This window comes from Polynucleobacter sp. AP-Latsch-80-C2 (genome assembly GCF_018882185.1).
Taxonomy (GTDB): Bacteria; Pseudomonadota; Gammaproteobacteria; order Burkholderiales; family Burkholderiaceae; genus Polynucleobacter.
In genome coordinates this window covers 136,118-157,478 of record NZ_JACVOY010000003.1, presented here as the reverse complement: position 1 = coordinate 157,478, position 21,361 = coordinate 136,118, and the positions used below count along the sequence as shown (strand labels likewise).

Here is a 21,361-nt window from a genome sequence, read left to right as displayed (position 1 = left end):
TTTTATTTCTTAAATTCTTCGATGATTTTTTGTCCTTCATCACCAGCAGAACGAATCCACTCAGCAACCATGATGCGACCAACTCTGTCTAGATCATTCTTCAGCTGTGGTGATGGCTTTGCTACGATCATGCCATTCTTGGCCAAAGTTTCGTTGTAGATCTTCGTCTTTTCTTCAGAAACTCTGGTGCCACGCTTCTCTGCTTCAGCGCAGGCCTTTAATAACGCAGCTTGGGTTTGTTTATCTAATGCATCAAATGCTTTTTGATTCACCATCAAAATATTCTTTGGTAACCAAGCATCTACCTCATAGTAATACTTCAAGCTTTCCCAAGCCTTAATATCCACACCTGTTGCGCCAGAAGTCATCATGGAATTGATCGTACCCGTTGCCATTGCTTGAGCCAAATCAGCCACCTGAACAGTTACTGGCTGTGCGCCAACTAATTCAGCAATCTTAGAAGTTGCTGGGTTATATGCGCGCCACTTCAAACCCTTCATATCGGCACCTGAAGTAATTGGATTCTTAGAATACAAACCCTGTGGAGGCCAAGGTACCGCATAAACAACCTTCAACCCTTGCTTTTGCAAAGCAGCTTCAGTAGCATTCTTGGAAAGTTTCCAGAGTTTTGCTGACTCTTTATAGCTGGTCGCTAAGAATGGGATGGAATCTATACCAAAAATTGGATTCTCGTTAGCAAGCACAGAAATGAGAACCTCCCCCATTTGAGCCTGACCTGTCTGAACGCCTCGCTTAATACCATTAGCCGGGAATAAGGAACCATTAGGATGGACTACGATCTTGAGCTTGCCGTCAGTTGCCTTATCAACATCAGCTGCCAGCTGCTGCAAGTTCTCCGTGTGAAAGTTGCTGACCGGATAAGCGCTCGCTAAATCCCATTTTGTTTGTGCGCTTACGCTCATCGCCATAAAGCCAAACACAGTTAAAGCCAACAGCTTTGACTTACTCAAAAAACAATCACTCATGTAGATCCCCTAGCAAGTATTTGTGAAGAATGTATAAAACTTCTCTTTATATCTCTTATGGATACTAATATAACTGAGAAATTAGCCTTCGAATCACTTCGGGAAGCTCCAAAGCAAGCTTGTGTCGCTCTGCCAAAAGTAGGGCTGGAGTTTCTTGGGTCCTAGTAGACCAGATGGAGCCCGGAAAGAATGCGTCATCCTTAAAGCGAGGAATCACATGCCAATGAATATGGGGGACCATATTGCCAAGAGCAGCTAGATTGACTTTGGCAGGCTTCATCACATGCCGGACTGCCTCTTCCACCACAAATACCAAACCCATCAAATGCTCTCGCTCACCATAAGTCAGATCAGTCATATCGGCTTGGTGACGATTCCAGATTACCCGGCAAAAACCAGGCAAATCTCTGTCATTGACCAGAATAACCCTGCAGTCATCGCCGCGCCATATCAGCTCGCCCTCATTGGGCTTCAGATCAGCACAAAGTATGCAATTTTCCATTTGAAGAATGTAAACGAAAACGGCATCTAAGTCACCCTTGTGGGGTTATTTAGATGCCGTGGCAGTATTGGTGCTACTGCTACTACAGACTACTTAGGGATTCTTATCAGTGGAACTGCTCTTCTTCGGTAGATCCAGTCAATGCCGTTACTGAAGATTTGCCTCCCTGAATAACGGTAGTTACATCGTCGAAGTAACCGGTGCCAACTTCTTGCTGGTGTGAAACAAAGGTGTAACCACGATCACGCGCCGCAAATTCTGGCTCTTGTACTTTCTCAATATAAGCAGTCATTCCGCGCTGCATATAGTCTTGAGCCAAGTCAAACATGTTGTACCACATAGAGTGAATACCAGCCAAGGTGATGAATTGATACTTGTAACCCATTGCGCCCAATTCACGCTGGAACTTCGCAATTGTTGCATCGTCCAAATTTTTCTTCCAGTTGAATGATGGTGAGCAGTTATATGCCAACATCTTGCCTGGGAACTTCGCACGAATTGCTTCAGCAAATTGACGAGCAAATTCCAAATCAGGGGTACCCGTTTCACACCAAACCATATCAGCGTATGCAGCGTAAGCTAAGCCACGTGAGATCGCTTGATCTAAGCCCTTACGTGTCTTGTAGAAGCCCTCTGGAGTACGTTCGCCGGTCAAGAACGGTTTATCGTTTGCATCGTAATCAGACGTCAACAAGTCAGCAGCTTCAGCATCAGTACGCGCCAAAATAATGGTTGAAACGCCCATTACGTCAGCGGCAAGTCGTGCAGAAATCAACTTCTGTACTGACTCAGCGGTAGGCAACAATACCTTGCCACCCAAGTGACCGCACTTCTTCACAGAAGACAATTGATCTTCAAAGTGAACACCAGCTGCACCTTGTTTGATCAATGCTTTGCTTAATTCAAATGCATTCAATACGCCACCGAAACCAGCTTCAGCATCAGCAACAATTGGAGCGAAATATTCGATGTAGCCAGCGTCGCCCTTATTAATACCTTTAGCGGTTTGAATTTCATCAGCACGTTGGAATGAGTTATTGATACGCTCAACCATCTTAGGAACTGAATCTACTGGATATAAAGATTGGTCCGGATACATAGCTGCGTATGAGTTACCGTCAGCAGCCACTTGCCATCCTGATAAGTAAATAGCTTGTACACCTGCCTTGACCTGTTGCATTGCTTGACCGCCAGTCAAAGCACCTAAACAGTTAACGTAAGCTTCGTTATTAACCAATTCCCAAAGACGCTCTGCACCATGCTTAGCCAAAGTATGTTCGATCTTCAATGAGCCACGAAGACGTACAACGTCTTCTGCTGTGTAACCACGGGTAATGCCCTTCCAACGTGGGTTGGTATCCCAGTCCTTTTGTAGTGCTGCGATTTCTGCTTTGCGATCTGCCATGTTTTTCTCCCTAAGTTAAACAAGTACTTCAAATTTTTGGAACCTTAAGACCGATTCAAGTCTTATGTCTTATATAAGAGTTTAGAGGGTTCAAAAAACCTGGCAAGAGAAATTTACACTATTTATAAAAATATTTAATCTTTTAAATTCAATTACTTATACTATAAATATCATAATATGATATTAAAAATCACTCTTTGGAATGGCAATGACTATCAAATGTTGCAGCGCATTTTACGCAGGGAAATGACGTTTCATATGATGAAATGAAACAAGGGTAATTAAACTACCGCCGCCCTAGTCTTTGAGGACACCTTCAAAACAGTAGGAATAATCATCAATTGGAAGAGTGCAATGCCAATAAAGAGCGCCTTTGGTAACCCAGCATCCATAAAAAACCCAAAGATAAATGGGCCAACTGCTGCACCTAGGTCTATTCCAGAGTAAACAATGCCATACACCCTTCCTGAGACGCCTTTAGGTGTGGCCTGTTTCACCAGGAGATCTCGTGATGGCGCCAACACACCATAACCAAATCCAATTACACAAAAAAGTATTGGAATGAACTCAATAGGAGTTGATCCACTGGCAAGCAATAAACACAGCAGAATCGTTAGCGTGAGACAAGAAGAAACAATCTTCTCCGGTGTCTTGAACTTGGCCGCCAAATAGCCACCAAATAAAACGCCACCAGCGCTCCCTAAAGCAAGTAAGGTGATGAAATAACTTCCAACACTAATCGCTACCCCGTAGATATCAAAAAGCGCAGTAGGCGCAAATGATTGCAAACTCGATGTGGCTGCCATGCTGAAGAAAAAGAAAATCCAACATAACCAAACTGCAGGAAGTTTTAAGAATGCGAATGCACTTTCTGGTAAGCCCTCTGGATTAGATGCTTGGGCACCAGCATCACTTGCTGCGCGACGCTCCTGAACGTTATCAATTAATTGACTGCGATTGATCCAGAGTATTAGCAAGACCAATGCCTCCAATAAAGAAGCGGATAGGAAAGCAATGCGCCAGTCTGAAATTTCAGCAATGCCCACCATAAATGCCGGCGCAGCGGCCCACCCAAGGTAACCAGTCACTCCATGCATGGAATAGGCATAAGGCAAGTTGGGGGTAGAAACTTTATGATTAATTAAGGTGTAATCGACTGGGTGAAAGATGCCATTACCGCAACCAGCAATAACAGCTCCCAAGACCAACATCGCATACCCATTACTTTGCGAGTACGTAAGGGCCGCTAAAGCAAGCAAGCCGACTCCAGCAAATAACACCGGTCTAGCGCCAATACGATCCACTAAAAAGCCTGAGGACGCCTGAGCTACGCAGGACACTACAAAAAAAACAGACATCAGCAAACCAAGTTCAGCATAGCTGAAGGCGAATTGATTCTTCAACCATGGAAACATGGAGGGAAGAATCAAATGAAAAAAATGGGAGCTGCCGTGAGCCAAGCTAATCAAACCAATAACCCGGACATCACTGGCACGTTTACTAAGCGTAACAGTCATGTTCCAAGTTTACTGGCGCAGGAAGATTCCTGCTTATTTGCTGCAGTGCTACAAAAGATTAATGGACTTGGCGCGTGAAACTAAAGTCACCTTGCTTATCCACATCCACCGGAACCACATCCTGCGGACCAAATTTACCCTCAAGAATCATTTTGGACACTGGGTTCTCAATATGCTGCTGAATTGCACGCTTTAAAGGACGTGCACCGAAGACCGGATCAAAGCCAACTTCAGCAATCTTTTTCAAGGCGGCATCACTGACTTCAAGCTGCATATCCACTTTTGCCAGTCGATCGGACAAGTTTTTGAGCAAAATCTTGGCGATATTAGCGATATTCCCTTTATCCAAGCCATGGAAGACCACGATCTCGTCGATTCGATTTAAGAACTCAGGGCGGAAATGATTTTTCAACTCCTCAAATACAGCATCTTTAATCTCAGACTGCTTCTTATCAGTCATAGACTGGATTAAGTGCGAACCGATATTACTGGTCATCACAATAACGGTATTTTTGAAGTCCACAGTGCGACCTTGGCCATCTGTTAAGCGACCATCATCCAATACCTGCAAAAGTACGTTGAAGACATCTGGGTGGGCTTTCTCGATTTCATCAAACAGAATCACGCTGTAAGGATGACGACGAACCTGCTCAGTTAAATAGCCACCTTCTTCGTAACCTACATAACCCGGAGGCGCACCAATCAAACGAGCAACGCTGTGTTTCTCCATGAACTCACTCATATCAATTCGAATGAGGTGATCTTCGCTATCGAACAAAAATCCAGCCAATGCTTTGCAAAGCTCTGTCTTACCGACACCCGTAGGACCTAGGAATAAGAATGATCCATAAGGACGATTCTCTTCTGCCAAACCAGCACGGGAACGACGAATAGCATCTGATACAGCACGAATAGCCTCTTCTTGGCCAACGACACGCTTATGCAACAACTCTTCCATCTTGAGCAACTTATCGCGCTCACCTTGCATCATCTTCGATACCGGAATTCCTGTTGCACGAGAAACGACCTCTGCAATCTCTTCCGCGCCAACTTGAGTTCGCAAAAGTTTGTTTTTGACGACACCATCTTTATCGCCTTTGGCTTCTGCTGCCGCGGCTGACTTTAGCTTTGCCTCTAACTCAGGAAGCTTGCCATACTGAAGTTCTGCAACCTTCTCTAATTTGCCTTCACGTTGAAGCTTCGCAATATCAGCGCGCACTTTTTCAATCTCTTCTTTCAGATTGGCGGCACCTAATACAGCACCTTTTTCTGCCTTCCAGATTTCTTCTAGATCGGCATACTCAGCACCAAGGCGCTTAATCTCATCTTCAATCAGACTGAGACGTTTTTGAGAAGCCTCATCTTTTTCTTTTTTCACTGCTTCACGTTCAATTTTCAGTTGAATCAGACGACGCTCTAATTTATCCATTACCTCAGGTTTAGAGTCAATCTCCATCCGAATGCGTGAGCCAGCCTCATCAATCAAATCAATCGCCTTATCTGGCAAGAATCGATCTGTGATGTAGCGATGGGATAACTCAGCAGCTGCAACAATAGCTGGATCAGTAATTTCAATGCCGTGGTGCAATTCATAGCGCTCTTGCAAGCCGCGCAAGATCGCAATCGTTGCCTCTACGCTAGGCTCTTCAACCATTACCTTTTGGAAGCGTCGCTCAAGCGCTGGATCTTTTTCAATGTACTTACGGTATTCATCTAAGGTGGTAGCACCGATGCAATGTAATTCACCGCGTGCTAAGGCAGGCTTAAGCATATTGCCTGCATCCATTGCACCATCACCTTTACCAGCACCAACCATCGTATGAATTTCATCAATAAAAATGATAGTTTGACCTTCATCTTTAGCTACATCGCTCAGAACTGCTTTGAGGCGCTCTTCAAATTCGCCGCGATACTTAGCACCAGCCAATAGCAAGGCCATATCCAGTACTAGGACGCGCTTGTTCTTCAGGGTCTCGGGTACTTCGCCATTCACAATACGTTGGGCTAAGCCTTCAACGATGGCGGTTTTGCCTACCCCTGGCTCACCAATGAGCACGGGATTATTTTTTCCACGACGTTGCAAAATTTGAATGGTGCGACGAATCTCATCATCACGACCAATTACTGGATCTAACTTACCCATACGAGCACGCTCAGTTAAATCTACCGTGTATTTCTTTAAGGCTTCACGTTGGCCTTCAGCATCTGCACTATTCACCGATTCTCCTCCGCGCACTAAATCAATAGCCGCTTCCAATGATTTACGATTTAATCCATTCTCACGAGCAACTTTTCCAAGCTCACCCTTATCATCCGCCACTACCAGCAAGAACAATTCCCCGGCGATAAATTGGTCATTACGCTTATTGGCCTCTTTTTCACATAAGTTCAACCAGTTGCTTAAATCGCGTCCAACTTGTACTTCACCACCAGTGCCTTGTACTTCTGGCAAATTGCTAATAATTTTTTCTAAGCCTTTTTCAAGGCCTGGTACGTTTACTCCAGCCCTGGTTAGCAAACTCTTGGCGCTGCCATCAGAATCACGCAACATGGCTAAGAGCACATGCGCTGGCTCGATATATTGATTATCTTTAGCTAAAGCTAGGCTTTGAGCCTCACTCAGGGCCTCTTGAAACTTCGTTGTTAATTTATCTATTCTCATTTGTCATTCCCCATCTACTCCATGAATATCTATCTATAGAATATAAGGGCAATATTCCCAATTTCAAGCATTTTTAAGGCCTTTTTAACCCTAATTTCAACTATTTTGACCTGGCTTGTTTACCTCCTGAAATGCTCTGATGGCACCTTCTATGCCGGCATCACCAATCGACTAGAACATCGATTGGAAGCCCATAACTCGGGGCAAGGTGCCCGCTATACAAGATCGCGAAGACCAGTAATCCTTTTGGCAACACAAGAGCACCCCGATCGATCTGAGGCCTCCAAGGCTGAAGCCAAATTGAAACAATTGCCTAGATCTGAAAAGCTCGCTTTTTTTAAAGGCAGTTAAGTAAGGTCTACTTCTTTTCCCAACGAGCCATTGCAGCATCGTCAGTGACTCGGGCATCGACCCAGCGAGTACCTTCTGGAGTGTTCTCTTTTTTCCAAAATGGCGCTGCGGTCTTCAGGTAATCCATGATGAACTCACAAGCAGCAAATGCCTCACCCCGATGTGCGCTGGTCACAGCAACCAACACAATTTGATCCTCAGGAAGCAATAGGCCAATGCGGTGGATCACCAAAGCTTGATAGATATCCCAGCGGGATTTAGCCTGGCTCAAGATTTTCTCTAGGGCTTTTTCAGTCATGCCCGCGTAATGTTCTAAGGTCAGCTCTTGAACTTCACTACCCTCATTCATATCACGCACAGTACCTAAAAAACTGACGACGGCTCCAATACGAGGATCGCCTTTGCGTAGCACTGCAATTTCAGCGCCGAGATCAAAATCCTTTTCCTGAATACGGATAGTCAATTTATCCTCCGGTTACCGGCGGGAAAAAAGCAATTTCAGCACCCTCTTGCAAGGGAGTATTGGCGTCTACCATCTGATGATTCAATGCACAGCGCAGTACCTTACTCTCGGCTAAAACTTCTGCCCAAACCCCGCCACGATCCGCTAAATAAATACGGAGTTGCGCAATCGTTTTAATGGAGTCTGGCACAGCGAGATTTTCCTCAGATACTTTGAGGGCCTCACGTATGGAGGCAAAGAATTTTAATTCGAGCTTCATGGGGTAATCGTAAACCGATTAAGCTAGAAGTGCATTAAACGGAATGTACTTCACGAGATCGCCAGACTTGATAGGCTGGCCTGGAGGGCAATCTACTAAGCCATCACCCCAAGATGCACTGGTGAGAACGCCAGAGCTCTGATTCGGGAATAAATCCAGACCACCTTGATCATTCAGCTTAACGCGTAAGAATTCATTACGACGATCTGCCTTGAGCCAATCAAAATCCGCACGCATAGGATATGACTGCATGGGACCTACATCACGTCCTTGTAGCTTCAAAATAAATGGGCGCACAAATAATAGGAAGGTCACAAAACTAGAAACAGGATTTCCAGGAAGGCCAATAAACCAAGCTTCGCCATCTTCAGGCTTCTCAGATTTTCGGACTGCTCCAAATGCCAGCGGCTTGCCAGGCTTGATGGCGATTTGCCAAAGATCCAATCTACCTTCAGCTGTTACAGCAGGTTTAATGTGATCCTCCTCACCAACTGATACGCCACCAGAGGTAATAATGAGATCGTGATCCTTGCTCGCTTGACGCAATGCTTGCTTGGTAGCGTCCAAGCGATCCGGAACAATACCTAGGTCAGTAGCATCACAACCTAAAGACTTGAGGCACGCCAATAAAGTATCGCGATTGGAGTTATAAATTCCGCCGGGTTTCAGTGGCTCGCCAGGCAAAGCCAATTCATCACCAGTGAAGAACGCAGCAACCTTGACGCGACGCTTAACATTTAAATGCGTCAATCCTGCAGATGCGGCTACACCCAATTCTTGTGGGCGCAAAAATGTTCCTGCCACTAAGGCAGTTTTACCTGCGGTTAAATCTTCACCCCTGGGTCGGATCCACTGTCCTTGTGTAGGCGCAATATTGACTTGAACCTGATCGCTTACGCCCTCAGGAGTTACGCAATCTTCTTGCATCACTACCGCATCAGCACCAGTAGGCACAGGTGCCCCTGTGAATATTCTGGCAGCAGTTCCAGGCTCTAATGGTGTTCCTACCGAACCTGCGGGAATACGCTGCGCAATCCTGAGTATTTGCCCTGGAGTAGCCGTATCAGCGCAGCGCACTGCATACCCATCCATGGAAGTGTTATCTAAAGGCGGTACATCAACTAGACTATTGACACTCTTTGCAAGCACGCGACCGAGCGCTGCTTGCATTGGAACATCCTCGCTCTGCTCAACGGCCTTAGCATGCGAAAGCAGATGGTCTAAAGCCTGCTGTGCGGTCAACATCGGTGGCTTTGTCATCGCAATTACTTAAATATTGTTAGTTGAGGTGTGCAGTAATAAATGCTTTTACTTGATTGACATCGGCATCAATATTTTCTACACGCTGCGGCTTCGATTTGATGTCTTTAAAGGCTGGTGGGCATTCAGCAGGACGACCTAAGGCCTCTTGAATCGTTTCTTCAAACTTAATCGGCAGTGCAGTCTCCAGAACCAACATGGGGACTCCTGCTTGCAAATGCTCACGGGCAACCTTGACGCCATCTGCAGTATGTGTATCAATCATGACACCATATTGCTTCTCAATATCGCGAATGGTTTCTAGGCGATTGGTATGGGTGCTACGGCCAGATTGAAAGCCGTATTGACCGAGCTCCTTAAATACAGCATCTTTTGAGATATCAAAGCCACCAGTTTCGTCGACTTTCTTAAACATGGCCGCCGTTGCTTTGCCGTCTTGACCCATAAAGTCAAACACGAAGCGCTCAAAGTTACTGGCTTTAGAGATATCCATCGAAGGACTAGAGGTATGGAGCGTCTCAGCCGACTTGCGTGCACGATAAACACCAGTACGAAAGAATTCATCTAAGACATCATTCTCATTAGTTGCCACAATCAAATGCTCAATAGGTAATCCCATCATGCGAGCAATATGACCTGCGCAGACATTACCAAAGTTACCAGACGGAACAGTAAAGGACACTTTCTCGGCACTAGACTTCGTGGCCAATAAATAACCCTGGAAGTAATAGACCACCTGTGCAACAACACGACCCCAGTTAATCGAATTCACAGTACCGATCTGATGCTTTGCTTTGTACTCATGGTCATTGCTGACCGCCTTAACAATATCTTGGCAATCATCAAAGACGCCAGCCACTGCTAAGTTAAAAATATTGGGATCTTGCAAGGAATACATTTGTGCCGACTGAAATGAGCTCATCTTGCCTCGTGGAGACAACATAAATACTTTGACGCCCTCTTTGCCGCGCATTGCGTATTCAGCAGCACTACCCGTATCACCAGAGGTGGCGCCCAAAATATTCAGGTGCTGGCCTTTTTTCTTTAAGGCATATTCAAAAAGGTTGCCCAATAACTGCATGGCCATATCCTTGAAGGCTAAGGTTGGACCATTGGAAAGGCTGAGCAACCCAATACGCGTACCCTGTTCTTCACCCAACCAATGCAAAGGCGTGATGTCTTTGGCATTATCTTGAGGGCGCCCATTGCAATAGACCTGCTCGGTATATGTTTTGCGCAAGAGCGCACGCAAGTCATCCTCAGGGATATCGTCGCAATACAAACTCAAGATCTCATACGCAAGATCTGCATAAGGCATGCCGCGCCATGAATCTAGTTGGGCTGCAGTGACCTTAGGATATTGGGTTGGCAAATACAAGCCACCATCAGGGGCCAAACCACCCAACAGAATTTCTAGAAAAGTTTGTTGCGGGCTATTGCCACGGGTTGATTGATAACGCATGTATTTAAATTAAGACAAATTTTCTAAGCGGATCTTCACTACTTCGCCGGCAACAGTTTTGAGATTCTGAATCTCTTTAATAGCGGCAAGCATGTTCTTCTCTTTGGTCTCATGAGTCAAAGCAACCAAATCGGTTTGGCTTTCACCCTCATCCGCCTCTTTTTGCAAGAGCGCATCAATCGAAACACCATGCGCTGCCAAGATTTTCGTGATGTCAGCCAACACACCCGCTTGATCTGCTACACGTAAACGCAGATAGTAACTGGTCGTAATTTCGCCAATCGGCAAGACTGGAGTGTCTTGAACAGCGTCTGGCTGGAACGCCAAATAAGGCACACGATGCGCAGCATCGGCACTCAACAAACGCGTGATATCCACTAAATCTGCAATCACCGCAGATGCAGTTGGCTCAGAGCCAGCACCTTTACCGTAGTACAAAGTAGTTCCCACTGCGTCGCCAAATACTTGAACCGCATTCATTGCGCCTTCAACGTTAGCGATTAAACGCTTAGAAGGAATCAAGGTTGGGTGCACGCGCAACTCAACGCCAGTTGTGGTCTTCTTAGCAATACCCAATAACTTAATACGGTAGCCTAATTGCTCTGCATAACGAATATCAATAGCAGCTAACTTGGTGATACCTTCAACGTGAGCCTTTTCAAACTGCATTGGAATACCAAAGGCAATCGCACTCATGATGGTCGCTTTATGAGCTGCGTCAATACCTTCAATATCAAATGTTGGATCAGCCTCTGCATAACCTAAACGTTGCGCTTCTTTGAGAACGGTTTCAAAGTCCAAGCCTTTGTCACGCATTTCTGAAAGAATGAAATTGGTTGTGCCGTTAATAATGCCGGCAATCCACTCGATTCGATTCGCAGTTAAACCTTCGCGCAACGCCTTAATAATCGGAATGCCGCCAGCAACTGCAGCTTCGAATGCAACCATGACGCCTTTAGCGTGGGCTGCTTTAAAAATTTCATTACCGTGTACTGCGATCAGAGCCTTATTCGCTGTCACCACATGCTTGCCTGCGGCAATAGCCTCTAGCACTAAATCTTTAGCAATGCCGTAGCCACCAATCAACTCAACAACGATATCGATTTCAGGGTTATTAATAACGGCGCGAGCATCGCTGACCACTTGTGCGCGATCTTTCACAAGCTCTTTCGCACGCTCTACATTAAGATCGGCAACTGTATTGATGCGAATACCACGACCAGCGCGGCGTTTAATTTCATCTTGGTTACGTTCGAGAACAGTGAATACGCCACCACCAACAGTGCCAATACCTAATAGACCTACTTGAATCGGTTTCATGATGCCTTTGCTACAGTTGAAGAAGCCTTACGGCCATGCTTTTGACGATAACGCTCTAGAAAACGGGCAAGGCGGCTAATAGCTTCCTTAAGAACATCTTCATGAGGTAAGAACACTACGCGGAAGTGATCAGGCTTGCCCCAGTTAAATCCAGAGCCCTGCACCAACAATACTTTCTCTTCCTTTAGAAGATCAGCTACAAACTGCTGATCATCTTCGATGGGATACATCTCAGGGTCTAATTTTGGAAATAGGTACAAAGCGGATTTTGGTTTTACACAAGATACGCCCGGAATTTCAGTAATCAGTTTCCAAGCAAGATCGCGCTGCTTTGCTAAACGACCACCTTCACCGACAAGATCATTAATACTTTGATAGCCGCCTAGAGCAGTTTGAATTGCATACTGCCCTGGCACGTTTGCACACAGACGCATTGAGGCCAACATATTGAGACCCTCAATGTAGTCGCGTACCATTTCTTTATCACCGGAGACCACCATCCAGCCTGCACGGTAGCCACATGAGCGGTAATTCTTAGAAAGGCCATTAAAGGTAATCACGACTACGTCGGTAGAGAGGGAAGCTAAAGAAACATGTTTCTCTGCGTCGTACAACATCTTGTCGTAAATCTCATCCGCAAACAAAATGAGTCCATGCTCGCGAGCAATATTAGTCAGCTCAAGCAAAACTTCTTTTGAATAAATCGCACCCGTAGGATTGTTAGGATTAATCACCACAATCGCTTTAGTGCGCGGTGTAATTCTTTTGCGAAGATCTGCTAGGTCAGGCGCCCATTCTTTGGACTCATCACAAAGATAGTGAACTGGAGTGCCACCAGATAGACTCACTGCTGCAGTCCATAGCGGGTAATCTGGTGCAGGTACTAAAACTTCATCGCTGTCATTCAGCAAAGCATTCATGGAAAGCACGATGAGTTCTGACACGCCATTACCGGTGTAGACATCATCCAATGCTACGCCTTGGATACCCTTTTCCTGGCAATACTGCATGATGGCTTTACGAGCAGCAAAAATGCCTTTGGAGTCCGAATAAGCAGAGGCATTGCTTAAATTTCGGATCATGTCCAACTGAATTTCTTCAGGGGGATCAAAGCCAAATACCCCTACATTTCCAATGTTTAATTTGATGATTTTGTGACCCTCTTCCTCCATGCGTTGAGCAAGCTCAAGCACTGGCCCACGAATGTCGTAACAGACGTTATCGAGTTTTTGGGACTTTAGGATAGGTTTCACGATAAATTAAAGGGTAAGTTCTTGAAATCTGAGAAAAAACAGCTAGCTATAATCCACATAATTATGACAGAGAGTCCACTTGAAGCTGCAATCTGACCCCCATTCTGGAGCCAATACGATCACCGGCTACGGGCCTGGCTACGTGGAGATCAATCAAACTCCGTATACCCATGCTGTACTACTTAGCTCTGATGGCGCCATCTCCGAGTGGCCAGTCCAGTCATTTGAAGGGCTAGCGGCCAATCACTTCGCGCAAATGGTGGATTTAAAACCTGAATTAATCCTCATTGGTACCGGAAGTCGCCAACGCTTTCCCAGCCCAGAACTCTTAAAAACCCTCATTTCTGCCAAGATTGGCTATGAGATCATGAATTCTCAAGCCGCCTGTCGCACCTACAATATTTTGGTGGGCGAAGGACGCCAGGTTCTCTTAGCTTTGATTGTGGAGCCTGTCTAATGCAGTTTGGGCAAATTCGCCAGTCATCAGCATTACATCCTGGCAAAATTTTGCTCTTGGTGCTCGTTTATGGCTTGATCTGGTTTGGCACCCTCAATTACCGCCACCTCATTCCATCCGATGAGGGTCGCTATGCAGAAATGGCGCGCGAGATGCTCGTCACTGGCGATTGGATTACGCCTCGCTATAACGGCTACAAATACTTTGAAAAACCACCCCTCCAAATTTGGGCTACTGCTGTTGCATTTCAAGCATTTGGCTTGGGCGAATGGCAAGCCCGTCTTTGGACGGCTATCACTGGCTTTTTAACTATCTTAGTGATCGGCTTTACTGGGGCAAAAATTTATAACGCCAGAGCTGGTTGGCTTGGAGCGCTGGTACTTGCCTCTAGCCCCATGTGGATTATTAGCGGTCACTTCAACTCATTAGATATGGCGCTCTCAGCATTTTTAATGAGTGCACTGTGCGCACTTTTATTAGCTCAGACCGCCCAAAGTAAAAATGTTTGTCGAAATTGGATGTGGGTCTGCTGGAGCATGATGGCTCTCGCAACACTCTCTAAAGGTGTTATCGGCGCCGCCATTCCGGCAATGGTATTTGTTGCTTATTCAATCAGTGTTTGGGATTGGAAAATCTGGACGCGCCTCCACTTAATCAGCGGCACAATTCTTTTCTTAATCATTACCGCGCCTTGGTTTGTATTGATTGCTCAACGCAATCCAGAATTTTTAGAATTCTTTTTTATCCATGAACATCTGCAACGCTTTACTGAGGATGCCCACAGTAGAACTGGCCCCATTTATTACTTCGTACCATTACTGCTGATTGGCATCCTGCCTTGGATCTTCCAAATCCCTGGCGCAATTGCGCAGGCCTGGACAGAACGTAAACGTGAGTTCTCTAGCGGCTGGTTATTAGTGTGTTGGTTTGTGGTGATCTTTGCCTTCTTCAGCGTCTCGCGCTCTAAGTTGCCTGGCTACATCATTCCAGTCTTTCCGGCACTAGCTATGCTCATTGGCGCTCGCTTAGATCGTCTACTAGGAAATAGCAATTCACTTCATCTTCCTTGGAAACTACAAACACTCGGCTTTGCGCTCTTGGGTTGTGTTGGCTTTTTCTTTATTTCAGAAATTAGCATTCAAGCAAGGCCCGATGAAATTGAAGCTTATGCTCAATATGTTTATTGGGTCATTACTGCCCTTATTGCGCTGATTATCTTTAGCGTGCTGGCAACTTGGCAAAGCGCACGCAATGGCCTTGGCAGCATTCTCAGCTTTGCGATTGGCCTTTCGCTTTGCACCATCATTGCGGGAACAGGTCATGAAACATTAGGTCGTGCAGTATCTGGCATTGATCTAGCACAGCGTGTGAAAACATTAATCCCGGCAAATGCAGACATCTATTCTGTTCGCATGCTCGATCACACCGTACCCTTTTATCTTGGCCGCACCATGATCATGGTGGAATCGCCAGATGAGTTGGAATTTGGCGTGAATCAAGAACCAGAACTATGGATGCCGACATTGAGCGCCTTCATGGAGCGCTGGAAAGAAGATCAAAGCGCATATGCATTAATGGTTCCAGAGCAATACACTGCTTTACAGAAGATCAACTTTCCAATGCAAGAAGTAGATCGAGATTCTAGAAGGGTGATTGTGAAACATCCCGATAACGCTAGCTCCTTGCCACAATAAAGGCCCATCATGTCAGCATCTCAACCTACATTTATTCCCTTTACCCGCCCCAGCTTTAATCAAGAGACGATTGATGCTGTAGCCGAGGTTCTCCGCTCTGGTTGGGTGACGTCAGGACCAAAGCTTGCCGAGTTCGAAGCAACGCTTTCTGAATATTTTGGTGGTCGTCCAGTTCGCTGCTTTGCTAATGGCACTGCAACCATGAAGATAGCCTTGCAAGTTGCGGGCATTGGTGAAGGCGATGAAGTGATTACGACCCCAATATCGTGGGTTGCCACCTCTAATGTCGTTTTATCTGTAGGCGCTAAACCCGTCTTTGTTGATATTGATCCTGTCACACGCAATATCGATCTCAATAAATTAGCTGCGGCAATTACCCCCAAGACTCGAGCCATCATGCCGGTGTATTTAGCTGGATTACCTGTAGATATGGATCAACTCTACGCCCTAGCCCAACAATACGAGCTGCGTGTGATTGAAGATGCAGCACAGGCCTTTGGCTCACAGTGGCAAGACAAGAAGATTGGCAGCTTTGGCGATCTAGTCAGTTTTAGTTTTCAAGCCAATAAAAATCTCACTACTGTTGAAGGTGGTTGTCTTGTTCTCAACAATGCCGATGAAGCGAAACTTGCTGAGAAATTCCGCCTGCAAGGACTTACCCGTCAAGGAATGGATGGAATGGATGTTGATGTGCTGGGTGGCAAAGACAATCTCACTGATGTAAATGCAGCGATTGGACTTGAGCAACTCAAACAATTGCCTGCTTACCAATCTAGACGCGCAGAACTTGCACGCCAATACTTTGATATACTTCGCAGTGAACTGCAAAGCGCAGGATTGCATGACTTAGGCTTAGAACTTCCTGTAGAAAACTTTACTGAAACGAACTGGCATATGTTTCAAGTACTGCTACCTCTGGAGCAACTCACAGTTGATCGCGGCCAGGTGATGACCGAGTTAAAAGAACTTGGGATTGGCACTGGCGTGCATTACCCCATCATTACCGGCTTCACCCTATACAAGAATTTAGGCTATCAAGCGGCAGATACCCCGATTGCCAATCGCATTGGCCGATCGATTCTTACGCTACCCCTCTTCCCCGCTATGACAAATGAGGATATTGGCCGTATAGCCAAGGCTTTTGTGGGAATTCTGAAAAAACACCGCAAAAACTAAGGTTCTTGGGGCAAACCCTCAAGATCAGGCAAAATTGCGGCATGACTGCAAATTTAGCCGCCCATCCGACACTCAGCATTGTTGTTCCCGTTTACAACGAGGAAGATGGCCTCCAAGCTTTATTCGATCGCCTCTATCCATCATTAGATGCTGTAGCTGCAAGACGCAATATTACTTATGAAATTGTCTTTGTTAACGATGGCAGCAAAGATCGCTCAGCTGGCATTCTCGCCAAACAAGTAGAACTCCGACCTGATGTCACGCGTGCTGTTTTGTTTCACAGTAACTTTGGTCAACACATGGCCATCATGGCAGGCTTTGAATACGCTAAGGGTGATTACATCATTACTCTGGATGCAGACCTTCAAAACCCTCCAGAAGAAATTGATGCACTGACTGAGCAATTGCTAAAAGGTCACGACTATGTCGGCACCATTAGAGCGAATCGCCAAGACAGCTTCTTTAGAAAATTTGCTTCACGCGCTATGAATCGTCTGCGCGAAAGAATTACGCGCATCACGATGACTGATCAGGGTTGCATGTTGCGCGGCTACAGCCGCCGCATTATTGATTTAGTGCGCCAATGTGACGAAAGCAATACTTTTATTCCAGCCTTAGCTTATACATTCGCCTCCAACCCAACTGAAATCACCGTCAAACATGAAGAGCGTTTTGCTGGGGAGTCTAAGTACACCCTGTATCAACTCATTCGCCTGAACTTTGACTTAGTAACGGGCTTCTCAGTCATGCCTTTACAAATCTTTTCCATCTTAGGTATGTTGCTTGCGCTTGCTGCCGGTAGCTTGTTTGCCTACCTCCTGATTCGACGCTTTATTCTGGGTGCAGAGGTTGAGGGCGTCTTTACCTTGTTTGCGCTGACCTTCTTCTTGATTGGCGTCATGTTGTTTGGCTTAGGCTTGCTCGGTGAATATATTGGCCGCATCTACCAAGAAGTCAGACGACGCCCAAGATATGTCGTGCAAACTGTTTTAGAGAAAAAATAATTGCACGCAGTCGTCTTTGCCTATCATGATGTTGGCGTGCATTGCCTCAAAGCACTTCTAGCTGCAGGCATCAAAATTGATTTAGTAGTGACCCATCAAGATGACCCGCATGAGAATGTATGGTTTGGTAGCGTCAGCAAACTCTGCTCCGATGAGCACATTCCATACGTAACACCCAGCGCCGCTGAACTACCAAGCCTCATTCCCCAACTTCAAGCGCTAGCGCCTGACTATATTTTTTCTTTCTATTACCGCAATATGATTCCTGCGCAATTGTTGGCTTGCGCAAAGATTGCGGCGTTAAACATGCATGGTTCGCTGCTTCCCAAATACCGTGGACGTGCACCCGTGAACTGGGCAATCTTGCATGGCGAGTCTAAAACTGGTGCTACTTTGCATGTGATGGAAGTCAAACCAGACGCTGGAGATATTGTTGGTCAGGCAGAAGTCAGTATTGGGCCAGATGAGACCGCTACCGATGTGTTCGCTAAAGTGAGCCTGGCAGCCGTTCGGGTCATCAATAGCGTCTTGCCAGACCTCGTTCAGGGCAAAGTGCCGCGCCAGCTAAATGATCTATCCCAAGGCAGCTATTTTGGTGGTCGTAAGCCTGCAGATGGCCAAATTCACTGGAATCGGAGCGCTAAACAGGTCCACAACCTCATCAGAGCGGTAGCACCCCCTTATCCAGGCGCATTTACCGACTGGCAGGGTAAAACTATGATTGCAGCCCGTTCAAGCCTCCAGGGACCTTTTCCAGCAGCACTCGATCTTGGGGCTCAGGGCATCCAAGTGGTTGATAATCGGGTATTCGGCATTTGTGGTGACCGCCAGGCAGTTGAAATCCTGGAATGGTTCCCAGCTAAGACAGATTAGATTAAAACGAGGCAGTAAAGATGAAAAAAGTACTCATTCTTGGGGTTAATGGCTTCATTGGCCACCACCTTTCAAAACGCATTCTTGAGACGACCGATTGGGACGTTTATGGCATGGATATGCAGAACGATCGCTTAGGTGATCTCGTGAACCATCCTCGCATGCATTTCTTTGAAGGTGACATCACCATTAATAAAGAGTGGGTGGAATATCACATTCGCAAATGTGATGTGATTCTGCCTTTGGTAGCGATCGCCACACCCGCCACTTATGTACAGCAACCACTCAAAGTATTTGAATTGGATTTTGAAGCAAACCTGCCGATCGTTCGCTCCGCCGTTAAATACAAAAAGCATTTGGTTTTCCCATCCACCTCTGAGGTGTATGGCATGTGTGAAGACAGCGAGTTTGATCCTTCTACATCTAATATGGTGTATGGCCCAATCAATAAGCCACGTTGGATTTACGCTTGCTCCAAGCAATTAATGGATCGCGTCATTTGGGGCTACGGCATGGAAGGCTTGCGCTTTACCCTCTTCCGCCCCTTCAACTGGATTGGCCCTGGCTTAGACAGCATCTACACACCAAAAGAAGGTTCATCCCGCGTGGTGACTCAGTTCTTGGGACACATTGTTCGCGGAGAGCCAATCAACTTAGTTGACGGTGGCGCACAGAAACGTGCCTTTACCTATGTTGATGATGGTATCGATGCTTTGATGCGCATCATTGATAACAAAGATGGTATTGCTAACGGCAAGATTTATAACATTGGCAATCCAAAGAACAATCATTCAGTTCGTGATCTCGCCAATCAAATGCTAGAGATTGCTCGCAGCATTCCTGAATACGCTAAGACCGCTAACGAAGTGAAGATTGTCGAAACCACCTCAGGCGCCTACTATGGAGAAGGCTATCAAGACGTACAAAACCGCGTTCCTGCGATTGACAACACGATGAGTGAATTAGGCTGGAAGCCAACAACCACTATGACTGATGCGCTCAAGAATATTTTTGAGGCCTACCGTCAAGATGTTGAAAAAGCGCGTCACTTAGTCGATATCGAATAAATCTGTAACTCATGGCGAAAATTGCTCTTAAGGTTGACATTGATACCTTACGTGGAACCAAAGAAGGGGCGCCCAATCTAGCTCGTACCTTGGAGCGTTTTGGCCTAAAAGCCACCTTCTTATTTAGCCTGGGTCCCGACCATACCGGCTGGGCTTTAAAGCGCGTCTTTCGTCCTGGCTTTCTGAAAAAAGTAAGCCGTACTTCTGTAGTGGAACACTATGGCATTAAGACTTTGCTATATGGTGTTTTACTTCCAGGTCCAGATATTGGAAAGCAAGCTGCCACAGAAATGCAGGCAATTGATAAGGCTGGTCATGAAGCCGGCATACATGCTTGGGATCACGTCGCTTGGCATGACGAAGTTCGCCATCAAACTCCCCAGTGGACCAAAGCGATGATGCAAAAAAGTTGGGATCGCTTTTTGGAAATCTTTGGACATGAGCCGAAGACATATGGCGCTGCCGGCTGGCAAATGAATGAAGCGGCCTTTGAGCAATTAGATCAATGGGGCATTCAGCATTCTTCCGACGGTAGAGCCGAACCTAATTTAATGCCTTATCGCATTGCACTATCGTCCGGGAAAGCGAAACATGTTCAATATCCAACCACGCTACCTACCTTAGATGAGCTTATTGGCGTAGATGATGCTGATGAATTTGCCGCTGTAGACAAACTGCTCGCATTGACCCAAAGTAACCCTAACGATCAAGTATTTACGCTCCATGCTGAACTTGAAGGTCAAAAGCTATTACCTGCCTTTGAAAAGCTCATCATTGGCTGGCTGAACCAAGGGCACGATTTAGTCACCATGGGGCAACTCCACCAATCTTGGGAAGCTACTAAGCAACTCGATAAAATAGCAGTATTACCGTTGACTTGGAGTGAAATACCCAATCGCAGCGGTGATCTGATTATTCAGAATAATTAAAACTCAGAGACAAATTAACCAATGAAGGATCATCATGTCAGTAGCCATCGGTAAACCTATTCCTCCATGCACCATTCCTGCGACCTCTGGACTGACTTTTACTCCAGCCGCAGCTCAAGGCAAGAAGCTCGTGATTTACTTCTACCCTAAAGATATGACGCCTGGCTGCACCGCTGAATCTGGCGAATTTAGAGACAACATTGAAGCCTTCTCCAAAGCCAATACCCTGGTAGTTGGGGTTTCCCGAGATAGCCTGAAGTCTCATGACAACTTCCGGAGCAAATTACAACTTCCATTTGAGTTGATTGCCGATACCGAAGAAAAACTCTGCCAACTCTTTGGCGTCATGAAGATGAAGAATATGTATGGCAAGCAGGTCCGTGGCGTGGAGCGCAGCACCTTCCTTTTTGATTCCTCTGGCAATCTCGTAAAAGAATGGCGTGGCCTGAAGGTTCCAGGGCATGTGACAGAGGTGTTACAAGCAGCCCAAGCCACTAAATAATTTTTTCAGAATTTGTGCGCAGGTGCTTGCAAACCCCAAAAAATGGGGTAAAGTAAATCCATATGCACCGTAAGCGACGGGAAAGTCTGACAATCCGTTTAAACCAGAAGCCTGAATACTTCAGAACAGGTTTGGAGAGCAACCCCCGCCATTTTTTAGACTTCGTTGCAAATCGTTTCGTAATAAACCGTCAATGCGCTTCGCTTGGCGGTTTTTTCT

The 21,361-nt window shown here is 46.0% G+C and carries 20 protein-coding genes; 9 read left to right on the top strand and 11 right to left on the bottom strand.

The annotated features are described in order from the left end of the window. Nucleotides 1-2: 2 nt before the first annotated feature. The 5 genes from ICN47_RS05135 to clpB form a co-directional block, all read right to left on the bottom strand. Nucleotides 3-929 (bottom strand): TRAP transporter substrate-binding protein, encoded by a 927-nt coding sequence (locus ICN47_RS05135; RefSeq protein ID WP_255538933.1) that lies wholly within the window; start codon nt 927-929, stop codon nt 3-5. Nucleotides 930-1,050: 121 nt separating this feature from the next. Next, nucleotides 1,051-1,488 carry an HIT family protein gene (locus tag ICN47_RS05130; protein ID WP_216218817.1) on the bottom strand — a complete coding sequence of 146 codons (438 nt, stop codon included), beginning with the start codon at nt 1,486-1,488 and terminating at the stop codon, nt 1,051-1,053. A gap of 106 nt (nt 1,489-1,594) precedes the next feature. Next, complete coding sequence (gene aceA / locus ICN47_RS05125) at nt 1,595-2,893, bottom strand: isocitrate lyase (protein WP_072583092.1); 1,299 nt, start codon at nt 2,891-2,893, stop codon at nt 1,595-1,597. 281 nt (nt 2,894-3,174) lie between these two features. Then, nucleotides 3,175-4,410 carry an MFS transporter gene (locus ICN47_RS05120; protein ID WP_216218816.1) on the bottom strand — a complete coding sequence of 412 codons (1,236 nt, stop codon included), beginning with the start codon at nt 4,408-4,410 and terminating at the stop codon, nt 3,175-3,177. Nucleotides 4,411-4,468: 58 nt separating this feature from the next. After that, nucleotides 4,469-7,072, bottom strand: a complete 2,604-nt coding sequence (gene clpB, locus ICN47_RS05115) for an ATP-dependent chaperone ClpB (protein WP_216218815.1) — start codon at nt 7,070-7,072, stop codon at nt 4,469-4,471. A gap of 105 nt (nt 7,073-7,177) precedes the next feature. Between clpB and ICN47_RS05110 the strand changes: the two genes are divergently transcribed. Further along, complete coding sequence (locus ICN47_RS05110; protein WP_216218814.1) at nt 7,178-7,423, top strand: GIY-YIG nuclease family protein; 246 nt, start codon at nt 7,178-7,180, stop codon at nt 7,421-7,423. A 7-nt stretch (nt 7,424-7,430) separates the two neighbouring features. On the opposite strand, the gene moaE is transcribed toward ICN47_RS05110, so the two are convergent. From moaE to ICN47_RS05080, 6 genes are read right to left on the bottom strand one after another with little or no spacing between them, the layout of a single operon-like run. Beyond that, complete coding sequence (gene moaE / locus ICN47_RS05105; RefSeq protein WP_216218813.1) at nt 7,431-7,886, bottom strand: molybdopterin synthase catalytic subunit MoaE; 456 nt, start codon at nt 7,884-7,886, stop codon at nt 7,431-7,433. 1 nt (nt 7,887) lies between these two features. Then, nucleotides 7,888-8,145 (bottom strand): molybdopterin converting factor subunit 1, encoded by a 258-nt coding sequence (gene moaD, locus ICN47_RS05100; protein WP_216218812.1) that lies wholly within the window; start codon nt 8,143-8,145, stop codon nt 7,888-7,890. Nucleotides 8,146-8,163: 18 nt separating this feature from the next. Beyond that, complete coding sequence (gene glp / locus ICN47_RS05095; RefSeq protein ID WP_216218886.1) at nt 8,164-9,390, bottom strand: gephyrin-like molybdotransferase Glp; 1,227 nt, start codon at nt 9,388-9,390, stop codon at nt 8,164-8,166. 34 nt (nt 9,391-9,424) lie between these two features. Further along, nucleotides 9,425-10,867 (bottom strand): threonine synthase, encoded by a 1,443-nt coding sequence (thrC, locus tag ICN47_RS05090; RefSeq protein ID WP_216218811.1) that lies wholly within the window; start codon nt 10,865-10,867, stop codon nt 9,425-9,427. 9 nt (nt 10,868-10,876) lie between these two features. Beyond that, nucleotides 10,877-12,187 (bottom strand): homoserine dehydrogenase, encoded by a 1,311-nt coding sequence (locus ICN47_RS05085; RefSeq protein WP_216218810.1) that lies wholly within the window; start codon nt 12,185-12,187, stop codon nt 10,877-10,879. Beyond that, complete coding sequence (locus ICN47_RS05080) at nt 12,184-13,440, bottom strand: aminotransferase class I/II-fold pyridoxal phosphate-dependent enzyme (RefSeq protein WP_216218809.1); 1,257 nt, start codon at nt 13,438-13,440, stop codon at nt 12,184-12,186. Before ICN47_RS05080 ends, ICN47_RS05085 begins: the two co-directional genes overlap by 4 nt. Nucleotides 13,441-13,519: 79 nt before the next feature. Here ICN47_RS05080 and ICN47_RS05075 point away from each other — a divergent pair, with 79 nt between their 5' ends. From ICN47_RS05075 to ICN47_RS05040, 8 genes are read left to right on the top strand one after another with little or no spacing between them, the layout of a single operon-like run. Beyond that, nucleotides 13,520-13,897 carry an Mth938-like domain-containing protein gene (locus tag ICN47_RS05075; RefSeq protein WP_216218808.1) on the top strand — a complete coding sequence of 126 codons (378 nt, stop codon included), beginning with the start codon at nt 13,520-13,522 and terminating at the stop codon, nt 13,895-13,897. Then, nucleotides 13,897-15,591, top strand: a complete 1,695-nt coding sequence (locus ICN47_RS05070) for a glycosyltransferase family 39 protein (RefSeq protein WP_216218807.1) — start codon at nt 13,897-13,899, stop codon at nt 15,589-15,591. Before ICN47_RS05075 ends, ICN47_RS05070 begins: the two co-directional genes overlap by 1 nt. Before the next feature lie 9 nt (nt 15,592-15,600). Further along, nucleotides 15,601-16,767, top strand: a complete 1,167-nt coding sequence (locus ICN47_RS05065; protein WP_216218806.1) for a DegT/DnrJ/EryC1/StrS aminotransferase family protein — start codon at nt 15,601-15,603, stop codon at nt 16,765-16,767. A 41-nt stretch (nt 16,768-16,808) separates the two neighbouring features. Next, nucleotides 16,809-17,771, top strand: a complete 963-nt coding sequence (locus ICN47_RS05060; protein ID WP_216218805.1) for a glycosyltransferase — start codon at nt 16,809-16,811, stop codon at nt 17,769-17,771. After that, entirely contained in the window at nt 17,772-18,644 is an 873-nt protein-coding gene (locus tag ICN47_RS05055) for a formyltransferase (RefSeq protein WP_216218804.1), read from the top strand. 20 nt (nt 18,645-18,664) lie between these two features. Continuing rightward, nucleotides 18,665-19,711, top strand: a complete 1,047-nt coding sequence (locus tag ICN47_RS05050) for a bifunctional UDP-4-keto-pentose/UDP-xylose synthase (RefSeq protein WP_216218803.1) — start codon at nt 18,665-18,667, stop codon at nt 19,709-19,711. An 11-nt stretch (nt 19,712-19,722) separates the two neighbouring features. Next, complete coding sequence (locus ICN47_RS05045; protein ID WP_216218802.1) at nt 19,723-20,640, top strand: polysaccharide deacetylase family protein; 918 nt, start codon at nt 19,723-19,725, stop codon at nt 20,638-20,640. A gap of 34 nt (nt 20,641-20,674) precedes the next feature. Next, entirely contained in the window at nt 20,675-21,142 is a 468-nt protein-coding gene (locus tag ICN47_RS05040; RefSeq protein ID WP_216218801.1) for a peroxiredoxin, read from the top strand. Nucleotides 21,143-21,361: the final 219 nt, after the last annotated feature.